Annotated in this window: 16 protein-coding genes; 6 read left to right on the top strand and 10 right to left on the bottom strand. The window is 58.1% G+C overall.

Annotated elements, in window-relative coordinates; genetic code table 11:
- The first annotated feature begins 20 nt into the window (after positions 1 to 20).
- The gene (locus tag ABMA60_RS01630; RefSeq protein WP_392797723.1) at positions 21 to 653 is read left to right on the top strand and encodes a LysE family translocator; all 633 of its coding nucleotides are present in this window, start codon (positions 21 to 23) and stop codon (positions 651 to 653) included.
- Here ABMA60_RS01630 and ABMA60_RS01625 read toward each other — a convergent pair whose 3' ends face one another.
- Positions 654 to 1,631: a zinc-binding dehydrogenase gene (locus tag ABMA60_RS01625; protein WP_392797720.1), complete on the bottom strand. Its 978-nt coding sequence runs from the start codon at positions 1,629 to 1,631 to the stop codon at positions 654 to 656. It lies immediately after the preceding gene.
- Between the two features lie 139 nt (positions 1,632 to 1,770).
- Here ABMA60_RS01625 and ABMA60_RS01620 point away from each other — a divergent pair, with 139 nt between their 5' ends.
- Together ABMA60_RS01620 and ABMA60_RS01615 are read left to right on the top strand one after the other, a co-directional pair.
- Positions 1,771 to 2,256, top strand: a complete 486-nt coding sequence (locus ABMA60_RS01620) for a cupin domain-containing protein (RefSeq protein WP_392797717.1) — start codon at positions 1,771 to 1,773, stop codon at positions 2,254 to 2,256.
- A gap of 52 nt (positions 2,257 to 2,308) precedes the next feature.
- A complete protein-coding gene (locus ABMA60_RS01615) occupies positions 2,309 to 3,178 on the top strand; it encodes a helix-turn-helix domain-containing protein (RefSeq protein WP_392797715.1) in 870 nt (289 codons plus the stop codon).
- Here the strand turns inward: ABMA60_RS01615 and ABMA60_RS01610 are convergent.
- From ABMA60_RS01610 to ABMA60_RS01600, 3 genes are all read right to left on the bottom strand, one after another.
- Positions 3,137 to 3,724, bottom strand: coding sequence for a LysE family translocator (locus ABMA60_RS01610; RefSeq protein ID WP_392797712.1), 588 nt, complete (start codon positions 3,722 to 3,724; stop codon positions 3,137 to 3,139). The genes ABMA60_RS01615 and ABMA60_RS01610 overlap by 42 nt on opposite strands.
- Positions 3,725 to 3,795: 71 nt before the next feature.
- Positions 3,796 to 5,508 (bottom strand): protein phosphatase 2C domain-containing protein, encoded by a 1,713-nt coding sequence (locus ABMA60_RS01605; RefSeq protein ID WP_392797710.1) that lies wholly within the window; start codon positions 5,506 to 5,508, stop codon positions 3,796 to 3,798.
- A gap of 64 nt (positions 5,509 to 5,572) precedes the next feature.
- Positions 5,573 to 6,424, bottom strand: coding sequence for a formate/nitrite transporter family protein (locus ABMA60_RS01600; RefSeq protein ID WP_392797707.1), 852 nt, complete (start codon positions 6,422 to 6,424; stop codon positions 5,573 to 5,575).
- A 427-nt stretch (positions 6,425 to 6,851) separates the two neighbouring features.
- Between ABMA60_RS01600 and ABMA60_RS01595 the strand changes: the two genes are divergently transcribed.
- Together ABMA60_RS01595 and ABMA60_RS01590 are read left to right on the top strand one after the other, a co-directional pair.
- Positions 6,852 to 8,153: a nitrate- and nitrite sensing domain-containing protein gene (locus tag ABMA60_RS01595; RefSeq protein WP_392797705.1), complete on the top strand. Its 1,302-nt coding sequence runs from the start codon at positions 6,852 to 6,854 to the stop codon at positions 8,151 to 8,153.
- A 35-nt stretch (positions 8,154 to 8,188) separates the two neighbouring features.
- Positions 8,189 to 8,506, top strand: a complete 318-nt coding sequence (locus tag ABMA60_RS01590) for a MazG nucleotide pyrophosphohydrolase domain-containing protein (RefSeq protein ID WP_392797702.1) — start codon at positions 8,189 to 8,191, stop codon at positions 8,504 to 8,506.
- A 24-nt stretch (positions 8,507 to 8,530) separates the two neighbouring features.
- On the opposite strand, the gene ABMA60_RS01585 is transcribed toward ABMA60_RS01590, so the two are convergent.
- Entirely contained in the window at positions 8,531 to 9,268 is a 738-nt protein-coding gene (locus ABMA60_RS01585) for an SDR family oxidoreductase (protein WP_392797699.1), read from the bottom strand.
- A gap of 102 nt (positions 9,269 to 9,370) precedes the next feature.
- Here ABMA60_RS01585 and ABMA60_RS01580 point away from each other — a divergent pair, with 102 nt between their 5' ends.
- Positions 9,371 to 10,279 (top strand): LysR family transcriptional regulator, encoded by a 909-nt coding sequence (locus ABMA60_RS01580; RefSeq protein WP_392797696.1) that lies wholly within the window; start codon positions 9,371 to 9,373, stop codon positions 10,277 to 10,279.
- Between the two features lie 202 nt (positions 10,280 to 10,481).
- Here the strand turns inward: ABMA60_RS01580 and ABMA60_RS01575 are convergent, their stop codons facing one another.
- The 5 genes from ABMA60_RS01575 to ABMA60_RS01555 all read right to left on the bottom strand — a co-directional run bounded on the left by ABMA60_RS01575 (position 10,482) and on the right by ABMA60_RS01555 (position 17,045).
- Positions 10,482 to 12,311 carry an FG-GAP repeat protein gene (locus tag ABMA60_RS01575; RefSeq protein ID WP_392797694.1) on the bottom strand — a complete coding sequence of 610 codons (1,830 nt, stop codon included), beginning with the start codon at positions 12,309 to 12,311 and terminating at the stop codon, positions 10,482 to 10,484.
- A gap of 347 nt (positions 12,312 to 12,658) precedes the next feature.
- Positions 12,659 to 13,483 (bottom strand): carbohydrate ABC transporter permease, encoded by an 825-nt coding sequence (locus ABMA60_RS01570; protein ID WP_392797690.1) that lies wholly within the window; start codon positions 13,481 to 13,483, stop codon positions 12,659 to 12,661.
- A complete protein-coding gene (locus ABMA60_RS01565) occupies positions 13,480 to 14,397 on the bottom strand; it encodes a carbohydrate ABC transporter permease (RefSeq protein ID WP_392797688.1) in 918 nt (305 codons plus the stop codon). Before ABMA60_RS01565 ends, ABMA60_RS01570 begins: the two co-directional genes overlap by 4 nt.
- Positions 14,398 to 14,424: 27 nt before the next feature.
- Positions 14,425 to 15,726 carry an ABC transporter substrate-binding protein gene (locus ABMA60_RS01560; protein WP_392797685.1) on the bottom strand — a complete coding sequence of 434 codons (1,302 nt, stop codon included), beginning with the start codon at positions 15,724 to 15,726 and terminating at the stop codon, positions 14,425 to 14,427.
- A 152-nt stretch (positions 15,727 to 15,878) separates the two neighbouring features.
- Complete coding sequence (locus ABMA60_RS01555) at positions 15,879 to 17,045, bottom strand: serine hydrolase domain-containing protein (protein WP_392797681.1); 1,167 nt, start codon at positions 17,043 to 17,045, stop codon at positions 15,879 to 15,881.
- Positions 17,046 to 17,089: the final 44 nt, after the last annotated feature.

The following is a 17,089-nucleotide window of genomic DNA, read 5'->3' as shown; positions in this document are numbered from 1 at the left end:
CGCTCAATACGGAGAACCCTATGCTCGGCATTAATGATCTGTGGCTGTTTATGCTGTCCGGCATCCTGCTCAACATCCTGCCCGGGCCCGATTCGCTGTACATCATCAGCCGCAGCGCCGGCCAGGGTTTTAAGGCCGGTTCGGCCGCTGCACTCGGCATTGGCAGTGGCACCTTTGTGCATATCTTGGCCGCAGCTCTGGGTTTATCAGCCATACTAGCGACCTCGGCCACCGCCTTTATGGTGGTGAAAATCGTCGGCGCGCTCTACCTGATCAGCATCGCCATTAGCATGATCCTCAGTCGTGCCCAGCCAACCTCCAAGGTCGCAGCGGTTCAACCGATGCCACTGCGCCGCATCTTTCGGCAGGGTTTTTTGACCAATGTGCTGAACCCAAAAGTGGCGCTGTTTTTCCTCGCCTTTGTGCCCCAGTTCATCGACCCGGCATCCACCCAAAAAGCCTTGGCGTTTATCGTGCTCGGGCTGATTTTTAATCTGAACGGCATGATCTGGTGTCATCTGCTTGCCTGGTCGAGCGCACACGCCAGCCGCCGGGTAAAACAAAACCCGCGGCTGACACTGTGGCTGAACCGCTTGGCCGGCACTTTATTTGGCTACTTCGGCATCAAGCTGGCGTTTAGCGCTCAGTCGTGATCAGGGCTTAAGCAGAATCTTGCCCTGACGGCCGGCGGTCAAAGAAGCATCGATCGCCGCGCCGACCTGATCCAGAGTGAAATCGCCACCCGACGGCAGATGCAATTTGCCAGCGGCCGCCAGTTGCAACAGCTCACCGATCAAACGACCTTTTTCTTCGCCGCTCATCTCACCCATAACCCGCGCACCCCAGAAACCGGTGACGGTGATATGACGGCTGATGATGTTGCCGGCGTTCAGCGACAACGGCACACCGGTAGCGGTACCAAAAACGCTCAGTACGCCATCAAGGCCAAGCAGGTCAGCGACATCGGCAACCACGGGACCACCGACCGAATCGATCGCCGCACGCGCGCCTTTTTCACCCAGCACCGCCAGGGCCTGGTTTTTCCAATCGTCTTCTTCGGTGCTGAATACCGCATCGACACCAAAGGCTTCCATTTCCGCCTTGGCTTGCGCACGACGCACCAGGTTCAGAACCTTGATGCCGCGTTCGCGCGCCATGCCGACCATCAGTTTGCCGACGGTGCCGTTGGCGGCGGTTTGCACCAGCCAATCGCCTGCTTTGAGCGGCAGTTGTTCAAGCAGCGCCAACGCCGACAGCGGCATGGCCAGCAATTGCGAACCGACTTCGTCGGACACCGCATCGGGCAGCGGCACAATGCCAGCGGCTGACACGACAAAACTTTCGGCCCAGGCGCCAGGTACACCGGCAGCGGCAATGCGCTGACCAATCAGTTTTTCATCGACACCAGCGCCCACAGCTTCGACCACACCGGCGGCTTCTGAACCGGCGGTGGCGGGCAGTTCCGGCTTGTAACCGTAGGAGCCACGAATGGTCCACAAATCGTGGTTGTGAATGGGCGACAGGCTCATGCGCACGCGCACCTGGCCGGCGGCCGGTTCGGGCTGGGCTTCGTCGGTGACGCGGACGACATCAACCGGGGTTCCGAAGGTTGTGTAAGTAACGGCTTTCATGGCTGACTCCGTAGGTCGCTGATCGTTGCTCCCTCACTGCGGCCAGCACGGTAAATAACAACCTGACAACAGTCCGTAGAAGCGGAACTTTTCGTCATTATTCGCGTTACAGTAATGCCAACCGCTGCGGAGATTACCCATGCCCACCGATGCATCACAGCTTATCAGCCAGGCCATCAACCGACTGGCCGAGGCTAAAACCTACACTCACCCGCTGAACGACCAGGCCAGACGCAGCTCCTTTTCACTCGGCGACGCCACCGGCCTGACCCAGCTGGGCATTCATCTGACGCGCGTTGCGCCGGGGGATTATTCGACCGAGCAGCATCGCCACCAGCACGTCGATGAATTTATCTATGTGCTGCAAGGTCACGGCGAACTACTCCTCGACCAGCAACGCCAGCCGATTCAGGCCGGTGATTTTATCGGCATGCCGGCTCAAGGCGCGGCACATGCGCTCTACAACAACAGTGATGACGATCTGATCTATCTGGTCGGCGGCGGTCGCGCCCAGTTCGACGTCTGCGATTACCCGAACCTGGCCAAACGGCTGTATATCTACAACGCTGAGGATGGTCGCCGAAACGACTTCGTTGCACTGGCAAAGGTCGAGCACAAGGACTAACTTGGCTTCGCCATTTCCACCCGCATGAATGGCTCAGTTACCTGGAGTTTCGATGATGGAATCTGCCACCGCCCGAGCGCAGCCATTGTTCTGGCGCGATGAACGCCTGCCGCACCTGGAACTGCGCCGCGTCGAGGATGGCCGCCAGGTTTGCTACGCACCGCACAGCCATCAGCAATGGTCGCTCGGTGCCATCACCGGCGGCCACAGCACCTTTGTATATCGCGACGACTGCTACCCCATCCAAACCGGCACCCTGGTGCTGATGAACCCCAACTGGGTACACGCCTGTAATCCGGTGGATAACCAGCCCTGGGCTTACTGGATGCTCTATGTCGACACCGACTGGCTGACTGAGTTGCGCCATCAGGCCGGCTTACTGGCAACACCCAACTGGCAAGACATCGCCACACCCATGCTCAACGAGCCGCACTGGTACCAGGGTTATTGCGAGCTGGCGCAGTGCCTTGTTGACCCGCAGCGCGATCTGTTGGAAAAGCAAAGTCAGGCGGTGCTGTTTTTAACCGAACTGATGCAGCACTTGGCGCAGCAAGCGGTGCACGAACCCAAGCTGGTACCGGACCAGTTACGCCAACTGGCCGATCATCTGCACCTTCACGCCGCCGACGATCTGTCATTGGATGATCTGTGCAGCCTGAGCGGCTACAGCCCCGGCCATCTGATCCGCGCCTTTAAACAACACTTTGGTTTAACACCGCACGCCTATGTGGTGAACCGGCGTATTCAGTTGGGCCAGCAGGCGTTAAAAGCCGGTAAGCCGATTGCCGACGCCGCTCTCGATACCGGCTTCAGCGACCAGGCGCATTTTCAGCGCACCTTCAAAAAACTGGTCGCAGCCACGCCCGATCAATACCGCCGCTCAGTCGACGATCATCACCGCGCAACTCAACACCAGCAGTAACGCCAGCGTCCGGTTTATCGTGACCAGCACCTTGGGGTTATGGACCAAGCGCCGCAAAAAGGCACCGGCCAACACCCAACTGGCCAACGACAACCAACAGATCGGCAAGTAGAGCGCCGCGAACCACAGCAGTTGGTTAACGCTGCCATCGGTCAGCGCCGATAAACCCGCCAGCGTTGCCAGCCAGGCCTTAGGGTTCAGCCACTGCATCAGCGCACCGGTGAAAAAGCTGGGCGCTTGGTCCGGGTCGGCATCGCCCAGGCGACCCTCGTCGCGCGCCAGTTGCCAAGCCAGAAACAGCAGATAACCGATGCCGCCCCAACGCAACGCCACAATAAAGAGCGGCCAACGGCTGAGCAGTGCATACAAACCCAGGCCCACCGACACAAACAGCAGGATAAACCCCAGCGTCGCGCCGGTGACAAACACCAGGCCGACGCTCAGCCGATAACGACTGCCGCTGCTTAACCCGACCAGATTAACCGGCCCCGGCGAAATCGACGCCGCCAACGCAAAGGCCGCCATCGGCCACAACAGCGCAAACATCTTGCTACCTCTCCTGATTCAACAGGCGGCAGTGTGCGGACTGAATGACGGCGGGTATTGAATAAAATTGCTCAGTGATAAAGCAGCCACTGGCCCAGCAGCGCCAACGCCAGCAGCGCGGAAATGCCTTGCCAGACACGCACCGGATGGCGTTCCAGCAAGGGCTGCCAGCTCAGCGTTTTCAGTTCCGGGTTGGGGTGATGCAGATCGTAGAGAAACTCCGACAATTCGGCGTAACGCTGTTGCGGCTGAACCGACAGCGCCTTGGCCAAAGTGGCTTCGAACCAGGCTGGCAGTTCGCTGTGTGAATGGCGCAGTGACCGATAACGCAATCGGCTCTGTGCCCCGGCACTGCGCGCTTTGGCGACGCCGGTGCCGTACGGATGAGCGCCGCTAAGTAACCAGTAGCCGAGTACGGCGAGGGAGAATTGGTCGGCGCGTTCATCGCCGAATTCGCCGAGAAAATACTCCGGCGCGGTGTACAGTGCCGTGCCCAGTAACGCCGGTTCGTCGTCCTGATTCAGCTCCGCCAAGCCAGCGCTGCGCGTGGAACCGAAGTCGATTAAGGTCACCTGACCATCGCCATCGATCATCAAATTGTCGGGCTTGATGTCCTGATGCAAAAGATCGCGTCGATGCATCACCTGCAGCGCCTTACCGGCCTGATCGAGAATGGCGCGCACCACCTCAATGGAGGGCGAAGGATTCTGGCGCTGCCAATCGGCTAAGGTCTGGCCTTCAATCCACTCCAGCAAACTGTACAGAGTTTGCCGAGGTCGATTCGGCAAGGCGACGCGCACAATATGCGGGCTATCGAGTTGCCGGCCGATCCATTCTTCGAGCAGAAAGCGGCGTAAATAGGCGCGGTCTGCGCCACCTTCGCGCGACGGTAATTTGAGCAAAACGGTCGTTGCGGTCGCATCGTCAATGGCTTTGAAGACCCGGCTGCGCGGGCTGCTATGAATCAGCTTGAGTAAGGTTAAACCGTCGAGTCGGTCACCGGCAGCGAGGTCGTCCGGCGCCAGTGGTCGTTGTGACAGTTCACGTTCAATCCAATCGACGTCGCTGTCGTCCAGGTTGTCTAAGCGCACCAGTTGCAGGCTGAGGTTGTCGTCGCTGCCGCGCGCCAGCGCCAGTTGCAGCAATTGCTCGGCCGTCCTTTCTATAAGCGTTTCTGCATCGCTGTCGGTATCACCCAGCGCTTTAGCCCAGTCACGTTCGTCGAGAAAATCGTGCACGCCGTCGCTGCTGAGTACGAACAGATCGCCGACCGCCAAATCTAAAACCTGATAATCGACGCTCAGGCTTTCGCTCGCACCCAAAGCCCGCGCCAGACAGGAGTGGCCATCATCGAGCCAGGCGCGGTGATCCTGAGTCAGACATTCCAGCCGTTGCTCGCGCCAGCGATACAGCCGGGTATCACCCACATGAAACAGATGCGCCTGCCGACCTTTCAGCACCAAGGCGGTGAAGGCACAGACGTAACCCTTGTCAGGATCAGCGCTGAAACCCTGCGCCAGGCTTTCCTGGCGCAGCCGTTGGTTGATCGCCTGCAAGGATTGCACACCGGCACTGCGCGCGGTCATCGCATCACCCTGGCGGCGCAGCGCCGCAATAAACTCATTCACCGCGTGCTCGGCCGCCGCCGCACTGACCGCGCTACTGCTGATGCCATCGGCCAGCGCAAACACAGCGCCGGTGCGGGTGCGATGGCTGGCGCAGTAGTCCTGATTGTCGCGCTTACGCCCAGCCTGGCTCAGCGCCGCTTCGGTAAAACTCAACATCGCTCAGTTCCAACGCAGACAACCCGGCCAAAGCCGGGTTGGATGGCAGCACAGGTTAGCTTGCTCAGGCGGTTTTGGCGTCGGCTGTATTCAGCGGCTCGCGGCTCGCTAACTGACGCTTGGGCGCGGTCTTGTAGTGAGTGCTGAACAGGGTCAGACCGGTAAAGGCCAAACCACCGACCAGGTTACCCAGCGCCGTCGGGATTTCGTTCCACACGAAATAATCAGCCACGGAAAAATTACCGCCCATGATCAGCGAAAACGGGAACAAAAACATGTTCACCACCGAGTGCTCGAAACCCATAAAGAAGAACAGCATGATCGGCATCCACATGGCGATCACCTTGCCGGACACGCTGGTCGACACCATGGCACCGACGACACCCAGCGACACCATCCAGTTACACAACATGCCGCGAATAAAGATGGTGAACCAACCGGCCGCACCGTACTGGGCATAACCGACGGTGCGGCTTTCACCAATGCTGGCCACCTTGGCGGCGATGGCGCCACCGTCGGTGTTATAACCGTAGGTGAAGATAAACGACATCATAAAGGCGACGGTCAAAGCACCGGCAAAGTTGCCCAGAAACACCAATCCCCAGTTGCGCAAAACCTGCGGCACGGTGACGCCAGCGCGGCGGTCAAGCAACGCCAGCGGTGTCAGCATAAAAACGCCGGTCAATAGATCGAAACCCATCAGATACAACATGCAAAAACCGACTGGGAACAACACCGCCCCCAACAACGGACTGCCCGTTGCCACGGCAACCGAGACTGCAAACACGGCGGCCAGTGCCAAAATCGCACCGGCCATAAAAGCGCGAATCAGGGTATCGCGCGTGGACATATAAATTTTCGACTCGCCCGCATCGACCATCTTGGTGACGAACTCATTCGGCAGTAAGTAAGACATCTCATTCCCCTCTCTCTGTGCGTAATAAAGGTTGGAACCTTGCGTTTTGCTTCCCGCCGAGCTTTTGCTGGGCACAAAAAAAGCGCCCACCCGACTGAACCCAAAAGGCTCAGTCGAGGTGGACGCCATAGTCCGAGTGCACAAATTGTCAGCGGGTTTTCACCCTAACTGAGTTCGCCGGAGCAAAGACGAGGCCACTTTCTGTGCCGGATATTTATTTGCGCGCTAAATCAAAGAGTTAGACGAATTTTTGCCACTGAATCCGCAATTTTTCCAAAGATCAGAATGTTCCGTCTTGGTGCAAATTCGCACCGCCGTGCCTCTTTAACAGTCATAAAAACCGGTCAGATTGAGTTAAGAGCGAGGTATTGGCGTTATGGAGCAATCCTTGCCTTAGCAATCCCATGACCGCTGAGATTGCAGCCCCATGAGCCCCAGACCCCGCGCCACCGAACAATTTTTGCTGGCCGCCAAGCAGTCCGAAACGACCAGCCTGGCAGAGCTCGCCGATACCTGTGAAGTGGTCACCGGGGTCAGTGAATTGATTCATCAGTTGCAACGCGAACGTGGTTTATCGAACGTCTATCTGGGCAGCCACGGCGAACGGCTGGCCACTCAACGCGACGAACAAATTGAGCGCAGCCGTCAGCAGGAAACCGAGCTGCGCACCTTGCTGCAACATCGCTATTTGGAATCGCGTCGCCACTCACCATCCACCCGTGTGCTGACGCGTACCGCCCTGGTGATGCAGGCGCTCGATGAAGTCGACACCCTGCGCCAACGCATCAATCAACAACAAATCGACGCCCGGCTCAGCACCCAGGCGTTCAGTCGCTTAATGGCGGGTTTGCTCAGCATCGTCTTCGAAGCCGCCGACGGCGCTGGCGACCCCAGCACCACGCGAGCCTTGCTGGCGCTGTTCAACTTTATGCAGGGCAAGGAATACGCCGGTCAGGAACGCGCCTGGGCAGCGTTCGGCTTTACCGCCAGCGAAGTCAACGACGACAGCCGCGAACGCCTCGCTGGTTTGCGCTTCGCCCAGCAACGCTGCTTCGATCAATTCCACAGCTTCGCCACCGCCGAACAACAATGGCAATGGCAGTCGATCGAAAACGCCGAAGTGGTCGCTCACTTCAACAAACTGCGCGACGTCATCGATGCCCTCAGTGACGACGACAGCGTGCCGGCCGATCTCGGTGAAGTCTGGTACGACCTCGCCACCCAACGCATCGATCTGATGCACGAACTGGAGCGCGACCTGGCGAACTACCTGCTCAGCCTCAGCCAGGCGCAGTTAAGCCGCGCCAAACAACAGCTGCGCGATCACGAATATCAGTTGCTGTCGGTGCTCTCCGACAGCCAGGAAAGCTACGCCGAACCGCCCTCATTGCTGCTCGATCTGGACGCGCCTTTAGTACCGGCCGGGCTCGCCGGCTATAACCCCAGCAGCTCGGAACCAGCGATCGGCCGCACCCTTTACGACTTGCTCAAAGCGCAAGCTGAGCACCTGCGCCAGGTCAGCGATGAACTCTGTGAAACCCGCGAAGCGCTGAACGAACGCAAGCTGCTCGAACGCGCCAAAGCACTGCTGATGAAGAACCTGAAATTGAGCGAAGACGACGCCTACCACCGCATCCAAAAACGCGCCATGGATTCACACATGCGGGTGGCGGAAGTCTGTGAATTGCTGATAGAAGCTGCAGAAAAAGCCGGCGGTGCGGCACAATAACCTCAGCCGCCCACGGCTTACTTCAGGATTCAAAAATGCCCGACCTAAAACCCCAAGCCAGCCTCGCCGCCTTGCAGCAATACGTGCATGAACTGGAATTCGAACGCGGCTTTGCGCAACAAAACGCGCGCGATAAATGTTTATTGCTGGGCGAGGAAGTGGGCGAACTCTTTAAAGCCGTACGCCAGGCCGAAGGCATGCCGATGGATGTAAACGCCGTAGCCGGAGATATTGCCGACGAATTGGCCGATGTGCTGATTTATCTGTGCTCCATCGCCAATCGTTATGAGGTGAATCTGGAAGACGCCTTTCGCGCCAAGGAAATCAAAAACAAAACGCGCCGCTGGGCCTGAACCCAGGGCGCGTTTTTCATCAACTCAGGCCACGCCACCATTAGCGCGCACCACCTGACCATTAATCCAACGGCCATCCGGCCCGGCCAGAAACGACACCACACCGGAAATATCGTCCGGTTCTCCGAGACGTTCCAGCGGCGGCAACTTGCTCAGCCGTTCCACCAGTTCAGCGCTCTTGCCTTTAAAGAACAGCTCGGTCGCCACTGCACCCGGTGCTACGGCATTCACTGTAATGTTGCGGCCGCGCAATTCGTTGGCGAACACCTTCACCAAACCTTCTACGCCCGCTTTCGAGGCAATGTAAGGCCCGTAATTCGGGTAGTTCAGCGCCAGCACCGACGATGACACAGCAATAAAACGGCCGCCCTCGGGCAGATGTTCCTTGCCGTAGGCCATCATCAAAAAAGTGCCGTCGAGGTTGGTGGCAATGTGTTTGCGATAGTCAGCAAAACTGGCCGGTTCGATGGCGTGCATACCCAGAATGCCGGCCATATTGACCACCACATCGACCCGACCAAAGGCATCGACGGTTTGAGCATAAAGCGACTGCACCGCCGCTTCGTCGCTAACGTCCGCCTGCACGGCCACGGCAATGCCGCCGGCGGTTTCGATGTCGGCCACCGTTTCATCGGCGGCTGCCTGGTTGCCTGCGTAGTTAACGATCACACTAAAACCATCGCGTGCCAGCCGCAGCGCTACCGCCTTGCCGATACCGCGAGAACCACCGGTAACGATGGCGACTTGAGAAGAAGTTGTCATAAGAATCTCCGTCGGTGGGTGAATGACGGTTGCCAGTATCGTTATTGACGATGCTTGGATAATTACCGATATTCTGGTTTAACTATTCAGAAATCATAAACAATGGACCGACTCGACGCCTTCCAATTATTCTGTCGCATCGTCGAACTGGGCAGTTTTACCCAGGCCGCCGAAGCGCTGAGTATACCCCGCGCCACCGCCACCCAGGCGATCAAAGACCTGGAAGCCCGGCTCGGTGCCCGGCTGCTGGAACGCACCACCCGCCAGGTAAAAGCCACGCCCGATGGCGAGCAGTTTTATCAACGCTGCCTGGGCATATTGGCGGAACTGGAAGAGGCCGAAGCCGCACTGAGCCAAACCCGCAGCAACCCCAGCGGCCTGTTGCGCATTGATCTGCATGGCACCCACGCGGCCAATATTGTATTGCCCAATATTGACGACTTTCATCGCCGTTACCCGGACATAGAACTGCAACTCAGCTGTGGTGACCGCCTGGTCGATCTGGTCGCCGAAGGCATCGACTGCGTGATTCGTTCCGGCCAACCGCGCGATTCATCGCTGGTGATCAAACGCCTGGCGATGATCCCGGAAACCATGTGCGCCAGCCCGCTGTATTTGCAGCGCCATGGCATGCCCAAACATCCGGACGACTTGCAGCGGCATCAGGTGGTGGGATTTTTTTCCCGAGGCTACGACTCAAGTTACCCGCTGGAATGCACCGTGAATGGCGTGGTCAAAACCTACGACCTGCCCGCCTGGATCACCGTCAACGACGCCCGCGCCTATCTGGCCGCCGCGCTCAGCGGCTGCGGCCTGATCCAGGTGCCGCGCCTGGATACGCAAAAACACCTCGACAGCGGCGAACTGGTGGAAGTCCTGGCCGACTATCCCAGCCCCGGCATTCCGATCTCGGTGCTGTATCCGTCGCAACGACATCTGCCACCAAGGGTGCGGGTGTTTGTCGATTGGGCGGCCGCGTTATACGCCCGGCAGTTTGGTCGGCTGGCTTAAAGATCTTTCGGCTAACCACGGCGTATTAGAACGGACGAATCATCGAATCAAGGCGAACGCAAACTGGCCTGACTGCGAATGGAACAAAACCAGAGAGTCTTACTCCAGAGCAAAGCCGCTTTTACCGCTCATCTGCATAAATCAAAAAACCCGGCGCTGCGAGGCAGGGCCGGGTGGGTTTTGCTGGGGTTAACAACGACGCTCAGTAGAGGTAGACCGCGCCGGAGTCTTCCATATTGTTGTCGGTCAGCGGATCATAATCGTCAGGCAGATTGTCACCGCCTAAACCACCCACGCTTTGGCCGTTGCTGTCTTCATAAGGCGCCCCCACCGCCAGGGTTTGGCCGTCACCACTGAGGGACAGGGCCGCGCCGAAAGCATCATACTCTTCTGCATTGGACGCCTTGAGATAGCTTTCAAACTGCCAGGTGCCGCCCGGCTTGACGACGTAGCTATAGGCTGCACCGTTATTGGAACCCGTATCATCCTTGTCGTTGCCATTCAGGCCGATGGCGTTGCTGCGCTCCCCAGTCGCCCCCACAGCCAGCCGCTGGCCATCGGCGCTGAGGCTGACGGAGGTGCCGAAGCCGTCATACTCGCCGGTATTGCTGGCCTTGATATAAGCCTGCTGTTCCCAGGTGTCGCCTTGCGGGCTGAACAGATAGACCGCGCCGGAAGAAAGTGCATTGTTATCGTCATCGTCGGTTGTCGGTTTGGAGAAATGGGCGCCTTGAGCCGAGCTGCTTTCATACTTTGCGCCCACCGCCAACACCCTACCGTCCCCGTTTAGGCTGACGGAAGTGCCGAAGTAGTCAGCCCTGCCGGTATTACTGGCCTTGATGTAGGCCTGTTGTGGCCATGTGATGATCGGGTCGTTCGGGTCGACTTCCTTGCCAAACAGATAGACCGCGCCTGTATCAGTCGCACCGCCATTATTGTCAACATCGCCATCCGCTATTGGTTGATTATCGCTACCGACCAATACGCCTGTAACCAAGCTGTCTTCCCACGGCGCACTCACCGCCACCAAGGTACCGGCATCGTTCAGACTCACGGAAACACCAAACGCATCATAACGTTCAGCATTGCTCGCGGAGAGGCGAGCCTGTTGCTTCCAGTCCGTGAGGTCAGGGGTATCGTCATCAGGCACGAAAATGAAGGCGTAGCCAATACCAGTGTCAGTGACAGTGACAGATAGACCGTCTGCTCCCACCGCCAGCACCGTGCCGTCTTTATTCAGGCTGACGGAGCGGCCGAATTGGCCATAGTCCTCCTCATCGCCAGGGACGACGGTTTGTTCCTCCCAATCCCCCTCGCTGTTCGGGCTGAAAACATAGGCGGCACCGTTATTATTATTTTTTCCAGGCGCCCCAACCGCCAACACATCGCCCGCATCGTTCAGGCTGACGGACCAGCCGAAGAGGGCATTTCCCGTCGCATCCGTTGCCCGGATATGCTGCGGCGCTTGCCAGTTGCCCTGCGCGTCCTGGCTGAACAGATAGACAGCGCCGGAGCTAGACTTCGTATCGTTAGCGCCATTTTCATAGGGCGCCCCAACCGCCAGCACCGTGCCATCCTGGTTCAGGCTGACGGCGTAGCCAAATCTGTCTCCCGTCCCCGTATTACTCGCCTTCAGGTAGCCGATGTTCTTAACCAGATGGTTGAGCTCGGGATTACCATCGATCATCACCACCTGGCCGGGGGTGCAGTCGTCGGCATTACAACTGCTTAACAGATACTGGGCATCGGCGCGCGCATAGAGCGGGACTTTCAGGCGATACTCGTGGGTGTCGGCGGGAAGTTCGGCCAACATCGTCCATTTGGCGGTGCCCTTTTTGCCATCCGGGTCTTCGTGGAGTTGGTAGTGGGTGGCGCCTGCAACCGCCGGCCAACTGAAGTGAAAGGTTTTGATGTCGTCCAACTTAAGACTGAGTTTAGCAGCGGCAGGCCCGCTAGAGTCGGAGTCGCAGCCACTCAGCACGAGGGCGAGCAGCAGGGCGCTGATTATTTTGGTCGGTGTGAGATGATTCATAACGTGCCTCAAAACAGGGTTGAAATGACCCGGCCAGCGAGTGGCCAGAGTGTTATTCAGCGCCTCTGTTATAAAGCACGGTCGTTGTATTTAGAGTTTGAATAAACGAGGTATTTTCCAGAAATATCGGCCAAATCGTTTGAAAAAACGCAAATAGTTGGTTTTGGTTGAATCATGACGCAAAACGGTGACTGGCGCGGGTTATCAATCAGCGTCATGCGATCTTGTGGACTCCACATTCGGACCGGCACGATGCGCCAAAAAAACCCGGCCGCAGCCGGGTAAACAATCGCACTTTTGGACCTTGACGAAAAACAGCAATAAACAGCCGATCTTTAAAACGGCGGTCAGCCTTTCACCGCACCTTGCAACAACGCGGAGACAAACTGGCGTTGGAAGATCAAAAACAAAATAACGGTGGGCGCCAAAATGATCAGCGAACCGGCGCAGAGCAGCGGCACATCGGTGCCCCACTGACCCTGGAAGGCACCCAAGGCACCGGCAACCGTGCGTTTGGTCGGGTCCTGCACTAAGACCACCGGCAGCAGGAATTGGTTCCAGGTCCACAGAAACAGCAGGATCGACAACGACATGATCGACGGCCGTGCCAGCGGCATCTGAATTTTCCAGAACTCGCGCCAGCTATCAGCGCCATCGAGTTGCGCCGCTTCGCTCAAATCTTTGGGTACGCCAATAAAGTGAGCGCGCATCCAATAAACCGAGAACGGCATATACAGACCAAGCAGCGGCAGGATGATCGCGAAGCGAGTATTGAGCAGACCCAGGGCGCGCACTTCGTAATAGAGCGGCGTGATGATGGATTCGAACGGCAGTGTCAGACCCAGCACGAAAACCAGGTACAACCATTTGCGTCGTCCAGTCACCAGCTTGGATAAACCAAAGCCGGCCAAACACGCCATGATCACCGCCAGCGGTACCACACCGGCCACAATCAACAGGCTGGAGAGCATCATCTGCCCCATATTGGCGACTTCGAAAGCGCGCGCGAAGTTGCCCCACTGCGGATCGGACGGCCAGGAAATACCCACCGGGTAGGTGCCCGAAGGTGCCAACGCCGCCGACAACATGCTCAGAAACGGCAGCAGGGTGATGGCCATCAACAGCACAATCAGGCCACGGCCGATCCACGGATTACGTAACCAGTGATTCATGATTTCTCCCGCGTCAGCCATTGCACCGGCAGGATGCACGCCAGTACCAGTATCATCAGCACCACACCGAGCGCCGACGCCAGACCCACCTCACGGTGGGCAAAGGCGAGCCGGTAAATTTCCAGACCCGGCACCGTGGTTTCGATGCCCGGACCACCACCGGTGGAGACGTAAACCACGTCGAAACTCGACAACGCCTGAATGATGGTGACAGTAATACAAACACCGATCTCCGGACGCAGGCTGGGCAGCGTGACGTGACGGAATTCCTGCCAGGGCGTGGCGCCGTCGAGCTTGGCGGCTTCATACAAGGCCGCGTCAATCTTGGCGATGCCAGTCACCAGCAACAGCAAGCACAGACCGAGCAACACCCAGGTGCCAATCAGACCGACCGCCGGCAAGGCGTAATCGAAATCACCGAGCCAGCCTCGGGTCCAGCTTTCCAGACCGATCAGGTTGAGGAACTGGTTCACCACGCCGTCGAAGTCGTACATCCAGCTCCAGGCGATGCCTGCGGCCACCAACGGAATCACCTGGGGAATAAACAGGATGGTCCGGGTGACGGTGCCAAAACGGCCGGACATCTGGTTGCGAATCGCCGAGGCAATCAGCAAACCGAGCACCACCGGCACGGCGGTGAAGTAGATGATCAATCGGAAAGCGTTGCCGATGATCTGCAGCAGATCACTGTCGGTCATCACTTCCCAATAATTCGACAGGCCGGCAAAACTGGCCTGGCCAATGCCATCCCAGTTGAGCAGCGAGTAGTAAACCGAAATCACCATCGGCAGCAGCACAAAGGCGGCATAGATGGCGAACGCCGGCAAAATAAACCACCAGGCGGCGGCGATGCGGCGTTTCACCTTAACCGGCTCGCGCGCCTGGGGGTTTTGGACAGTCTCAGTGACGGTCATGAATCACATCCACATTAATGACGAGGCTCAGCGCGACAGCTGCTTCTCGTATTCTTCTTGAACCGCTTCGAGCAAACCTTCGGCATCCTGACGTCCGCCGACCATTTTTTGCAATTCGGGCGTCCAGGCCGCGGCGAAAATCGCACCGGTGGCGTTGGCCGTGAAGTCCATGGCGCCGTTGTTCGCAGCGATGACCTGACTGGCTGCCAGGGTAGAAGCAATCAGCGAGTTCGGATCGACTTCCGGCAACGGCAGATCGGCCGGACCACCGGGGTTGGAGCCGCCGACTTCAACGTTGATCTGGCGAGCGGTTTCATTGGTGGCGACCCAGTTCAGGAAGAAGGCGGCGCAATCCGGGTTGTTGGAGTTGGCGCCAATGCCGAAGGTCAGCGGCGACGACATGGTCGAGTAACGACCGCCTGCTTCACGCGGAGGCATCAGGAAGAAACCGACTTTGTCGCCCATCTGCTGTTGCAGGTTGGCCGATTCCCAGTCGCCGTTGAACATCAACAAACCCTGGCCCTGAGTGAAGCGGCTCATCATGTTGAAGTAGTCGATGGAGTTGGCGTTGCGCGGGAAGTAACCGGCTTCGATCCAGTCTTGCAAATGCTCAGTAGCCGCCAGATTTTCCGGGGTGTCGATGGTCGCGCCTTCCTGCTGGAAGATCCACTCGTTGATCGGCTCCGGATCGCCATAAGAACCCATCAGGTTCTGCAGCGGGAAGTTGATGCCGGCGGTGTCTTTGTTCCACTGCATGATCGGCTGGATATCGGCGTCTTTGGCGCGTGCCAACAGATCATCAAGCTCGGCCAGTGTTTTTGGCACGTCAGTCATGCCCAGTTCGGCAGCCAGTTCTTTGTTGTAGAACACGCCGGTGGTGCTGTAGTTCAGACCCAGGGCGTACAAAGAACCGATACCACGCGGACGGCCGCTTTCGTGCAGACGCAATTGCACCAGCTGCGAGGCGGGGAAGCTGTCCCAACCGAATTCATCGAAATAAGGATCGAGGTTTTGCAGCAGATCGTTAGCGACCAGATCGCTGATGCTGGGCAGGCGGATCAAGTCCGGCGCGTTGTCTTGCGACAGCAGGCGCGGGCTATTTTCCATCAGGTTGGCGAACTGATCTTCACGAATGTCGAAGCTGACATTCGGGTATTGGTTGCTGAATTCCTCAGCCAAACGGCTCGGCAATGGAAAACCGGTTTCGAAATACGCTTTCAGGGTGACCGGCTCGGCGCCGCAACTTAATGCAGCAAAACTCGGAGCAGTCAGGGTGGCGGCGCAGGCCAGCAGCGACAAGCGCAAGGCCTTGGATGTTGTTTTTATCATGACGACCTCCTCAAGGGCGTCCGTTCAGCGGTATTACTGAACGGATCTTGCTAAAAGGTTTTAGCATATCATCGGTGACCGGGCTAAGCCTGTAAAGCGAACCCGGCCTTTCTTACACTGTAAGCGGCATCACACCGCCCTCTTCGGTGCGCTCAGAACATCTCCTTGAGCGCCTGGATGATACGGGTGGCGCGCGGGTCGCCCTCGCCGTACATCCAGTTGGTCACAAAGGCAAAGCCGAGACGCTGCTCGGGGTCGGCAAAGGTCACCTGACCGCCGGCACCGTCGTGACCAAAACTGGCTGAACTCAGATAACGACGCACTTCTGAATCCAGTTGGAAACCTTTGCCCCAAGCCGGATACGGACCCGGCGCTGGATAAATCTGCGGACCCTGGCTCATCACTTCAGTAGCGACTTTCAAAGTATCGTCTTGCAGCAAACGCACGCCCTTGGTGGGCGTCACCACGGCCGACCAGATCGATGCCAATGCCTGGGCGGTCGCAATGCCACCGGCGCCCGGCGCTTCGACGGCCTGCAAGCGCGGGTCGTTAAAGCCTTCGGTGTCGGTGACCAGCGCCGCAGGCAAGGCATTGCCCAAGGTCATGGCGCGGTAGGGCCAGTAGGGTTCTTCCGGGCTGTCTTTCGCCGCTTCCGCATCCCACAAGTCATACAACGCCTGGCTGCAACCGATGTGCGCGACTCGCGGCTGCTTATCGGCTGGCAAACCAACCCAAAGATCGGCATTTAATGGCTGTGCCAGACGCTGCTGCACCAGGTCACGTACGCGGGTGCCGCTGGCACGGCGCAGAATTTCACCGACCAACCAACCATGGGTAATGGCGTGATAAGCATGACCACTGCCCGGCGGCCACAGCGGCTCTTGTTCAGCCAAGGCATTGACCGGCTTGGTCCAGTCGAGCAGGTCTTCAAACGACCATGGCTGGCGCGGCGCACTGAGGCCGGCACGGTGTGACAGCACCTCGGCAACGGTAATGTTGGCTTTGCCATGGGCCGCGAATTCGGGCCAGTAATGGGCGACTTTTTGCTGGTAGTCGAGCTTGCCTTCCTGCACCAGTTGGGCGGCGATAATGGCCATCAAACCCTTGGTGCAGCTAAACACCACGGCGGCAGTTTCATCGCTCCAAGGCTTGTGCTGACGCGGGTCGGCTGAACCGCCTTGCAGATGCACAACCTCCTTACCGTCCTGCCAAATACTGAGCGCTGCGCCCCAACCCTCGGTTTCCTCAAAACCAGCGCGAAAAGCGTCGCGCACGGCTTCGAAGCCAGGCTGAATGTGGCCCACTACCTCTGTGCCCATGCTGTTTCCTCAATGATGATTCAGAAGGGTTCACGACCATTGGT

It is taken from the genome of Saccharospirillum sp. HFRX-2, from assembly GCF_043196805.1.
GTDB lineage: Bacteria > Pseudomonadota > Gammaproteobacteria > Pseudomonadales > Natronospirillaceae > Saccharospirillum.
Note: the sequence above shows the minus strand (reverse complement) of the source record. Positions and strands in the feature narration are given on the sequence as shown.

Bases quoted from the DNA above. Each gene is read 5' to 3' on its own strand.
- ABMA60_RS01610 (WP_392797712.1), bottom strand. From the start codon at position 3,724: ATGTTTGCGCTGTTGTGGCCGATGGCGGCCTTTGCGTTGGCGGCGTCG.
- ABMA60_RS01555 (WP_392797681.1), bottom strand. From the start codon at position 17,045: ATGGGCACAGAGGTAGTGGGCCACATTCAGCCTGGCTTCGAAGCCGTG.
- ABMA60_RS01600 (WP_392797707.1), bottom strand. From the start codon at position 6,424: ATGTCTTACTTACTGCCGAATGAGTTCGTCACCAAGATGGTCGATGCG.
- ABMA60_RS01590 (WP_392797702.1), top strand. From the start codon at position 8,189: ATGCCCGACCTAAAACCCCAAGCCAGCCTCGCCGCCTTGCAGCAATAC.
- ABMA60_RS01595 (WP_392797705.1), top strand. From the start codon at position 6,852: ATGAGCCCCAGACCCCGCGCCACCGAACAATTTTTGCTGGCCGCCAAG.
- ABMA60_RS01570 (WP_392797690.1), bottom strand. From the start codon at position 13,483: ATGAATCACTGGTTACGTAATCCGTGGATCGGCCGTGGCCTGATTGTG.
- ABMA60_RS01605 (WP_392797710.1), bottom strand. From the start codon at position 5,508: ATGTTGAGTTTTACCGAAGCGGCGCTGAGCCAGGCTGGGCGTAAGCGC.
- ABMA60_RS01615 (WP_392797715.1), top strand. From the start codon at position 2,309: ATGATGGAATCTGCCACCGCCCGAGCGCAGCCATTGTTCTGGCGCGAT.
- ABMA60_RS01580 (WP_392797696.1), top strand. From the start codon at position 9,371: ATGGACCGACTCGACGCCTTCCAATTATTCTGTCGCATCGTCGAACTG.
- ABMA60_RS01565 (WP_392797688.1), bottom strand. From the start codon at position 14,397: ATGACCGTCACTGAGACTGTCCAAAACCCCCAGGCGCGCGAGCCGGTT.
- ABMA60_RS01585 (WP_392797699.1), bottom strand. From the start codon at position 9,268: ATGACAACTTCTTCTCAAGTCGCCATCGTTACCGGTGGTTCTCGCGGT.
- ABMA60_RS01560 (WP_392797685.1), bottom strand. From the start codon at position 15,726: ATGATAAAAACAACATCCAAGGCCTTGCGCTTGTCGCTGCTGGCCTGC.
- ABMA60_RS01630 (WP_392797723.1), top strand. From the start codon at position 21: ATGCTCGGCATTAATGATCTGTGGCTGTTTATGCTGTCCGGCATCCTG.
- ABMA60_RS01625 (WP_392797720.1), bottom strand. From the start codon at position 1,631: ATGAAAGCCGTTACTTACACAACCTTCGGAACCCCGGTTGATGTCGTC.
- ABMA60_RS01575 (WP_392797694.1), bottom strand. From the start codon at position 12,311: ATGAATCATCTCACACCGACCAAAATAATCAGCGCCCTGCTGCTCGCC.
- ABMA60_RS01620 (WP_392797717.1), top strand. From the start codon at position 1,771: ATGCCCACCGATGCATCACAGCTTATCAGCCAGGCCATCAACCGACTG.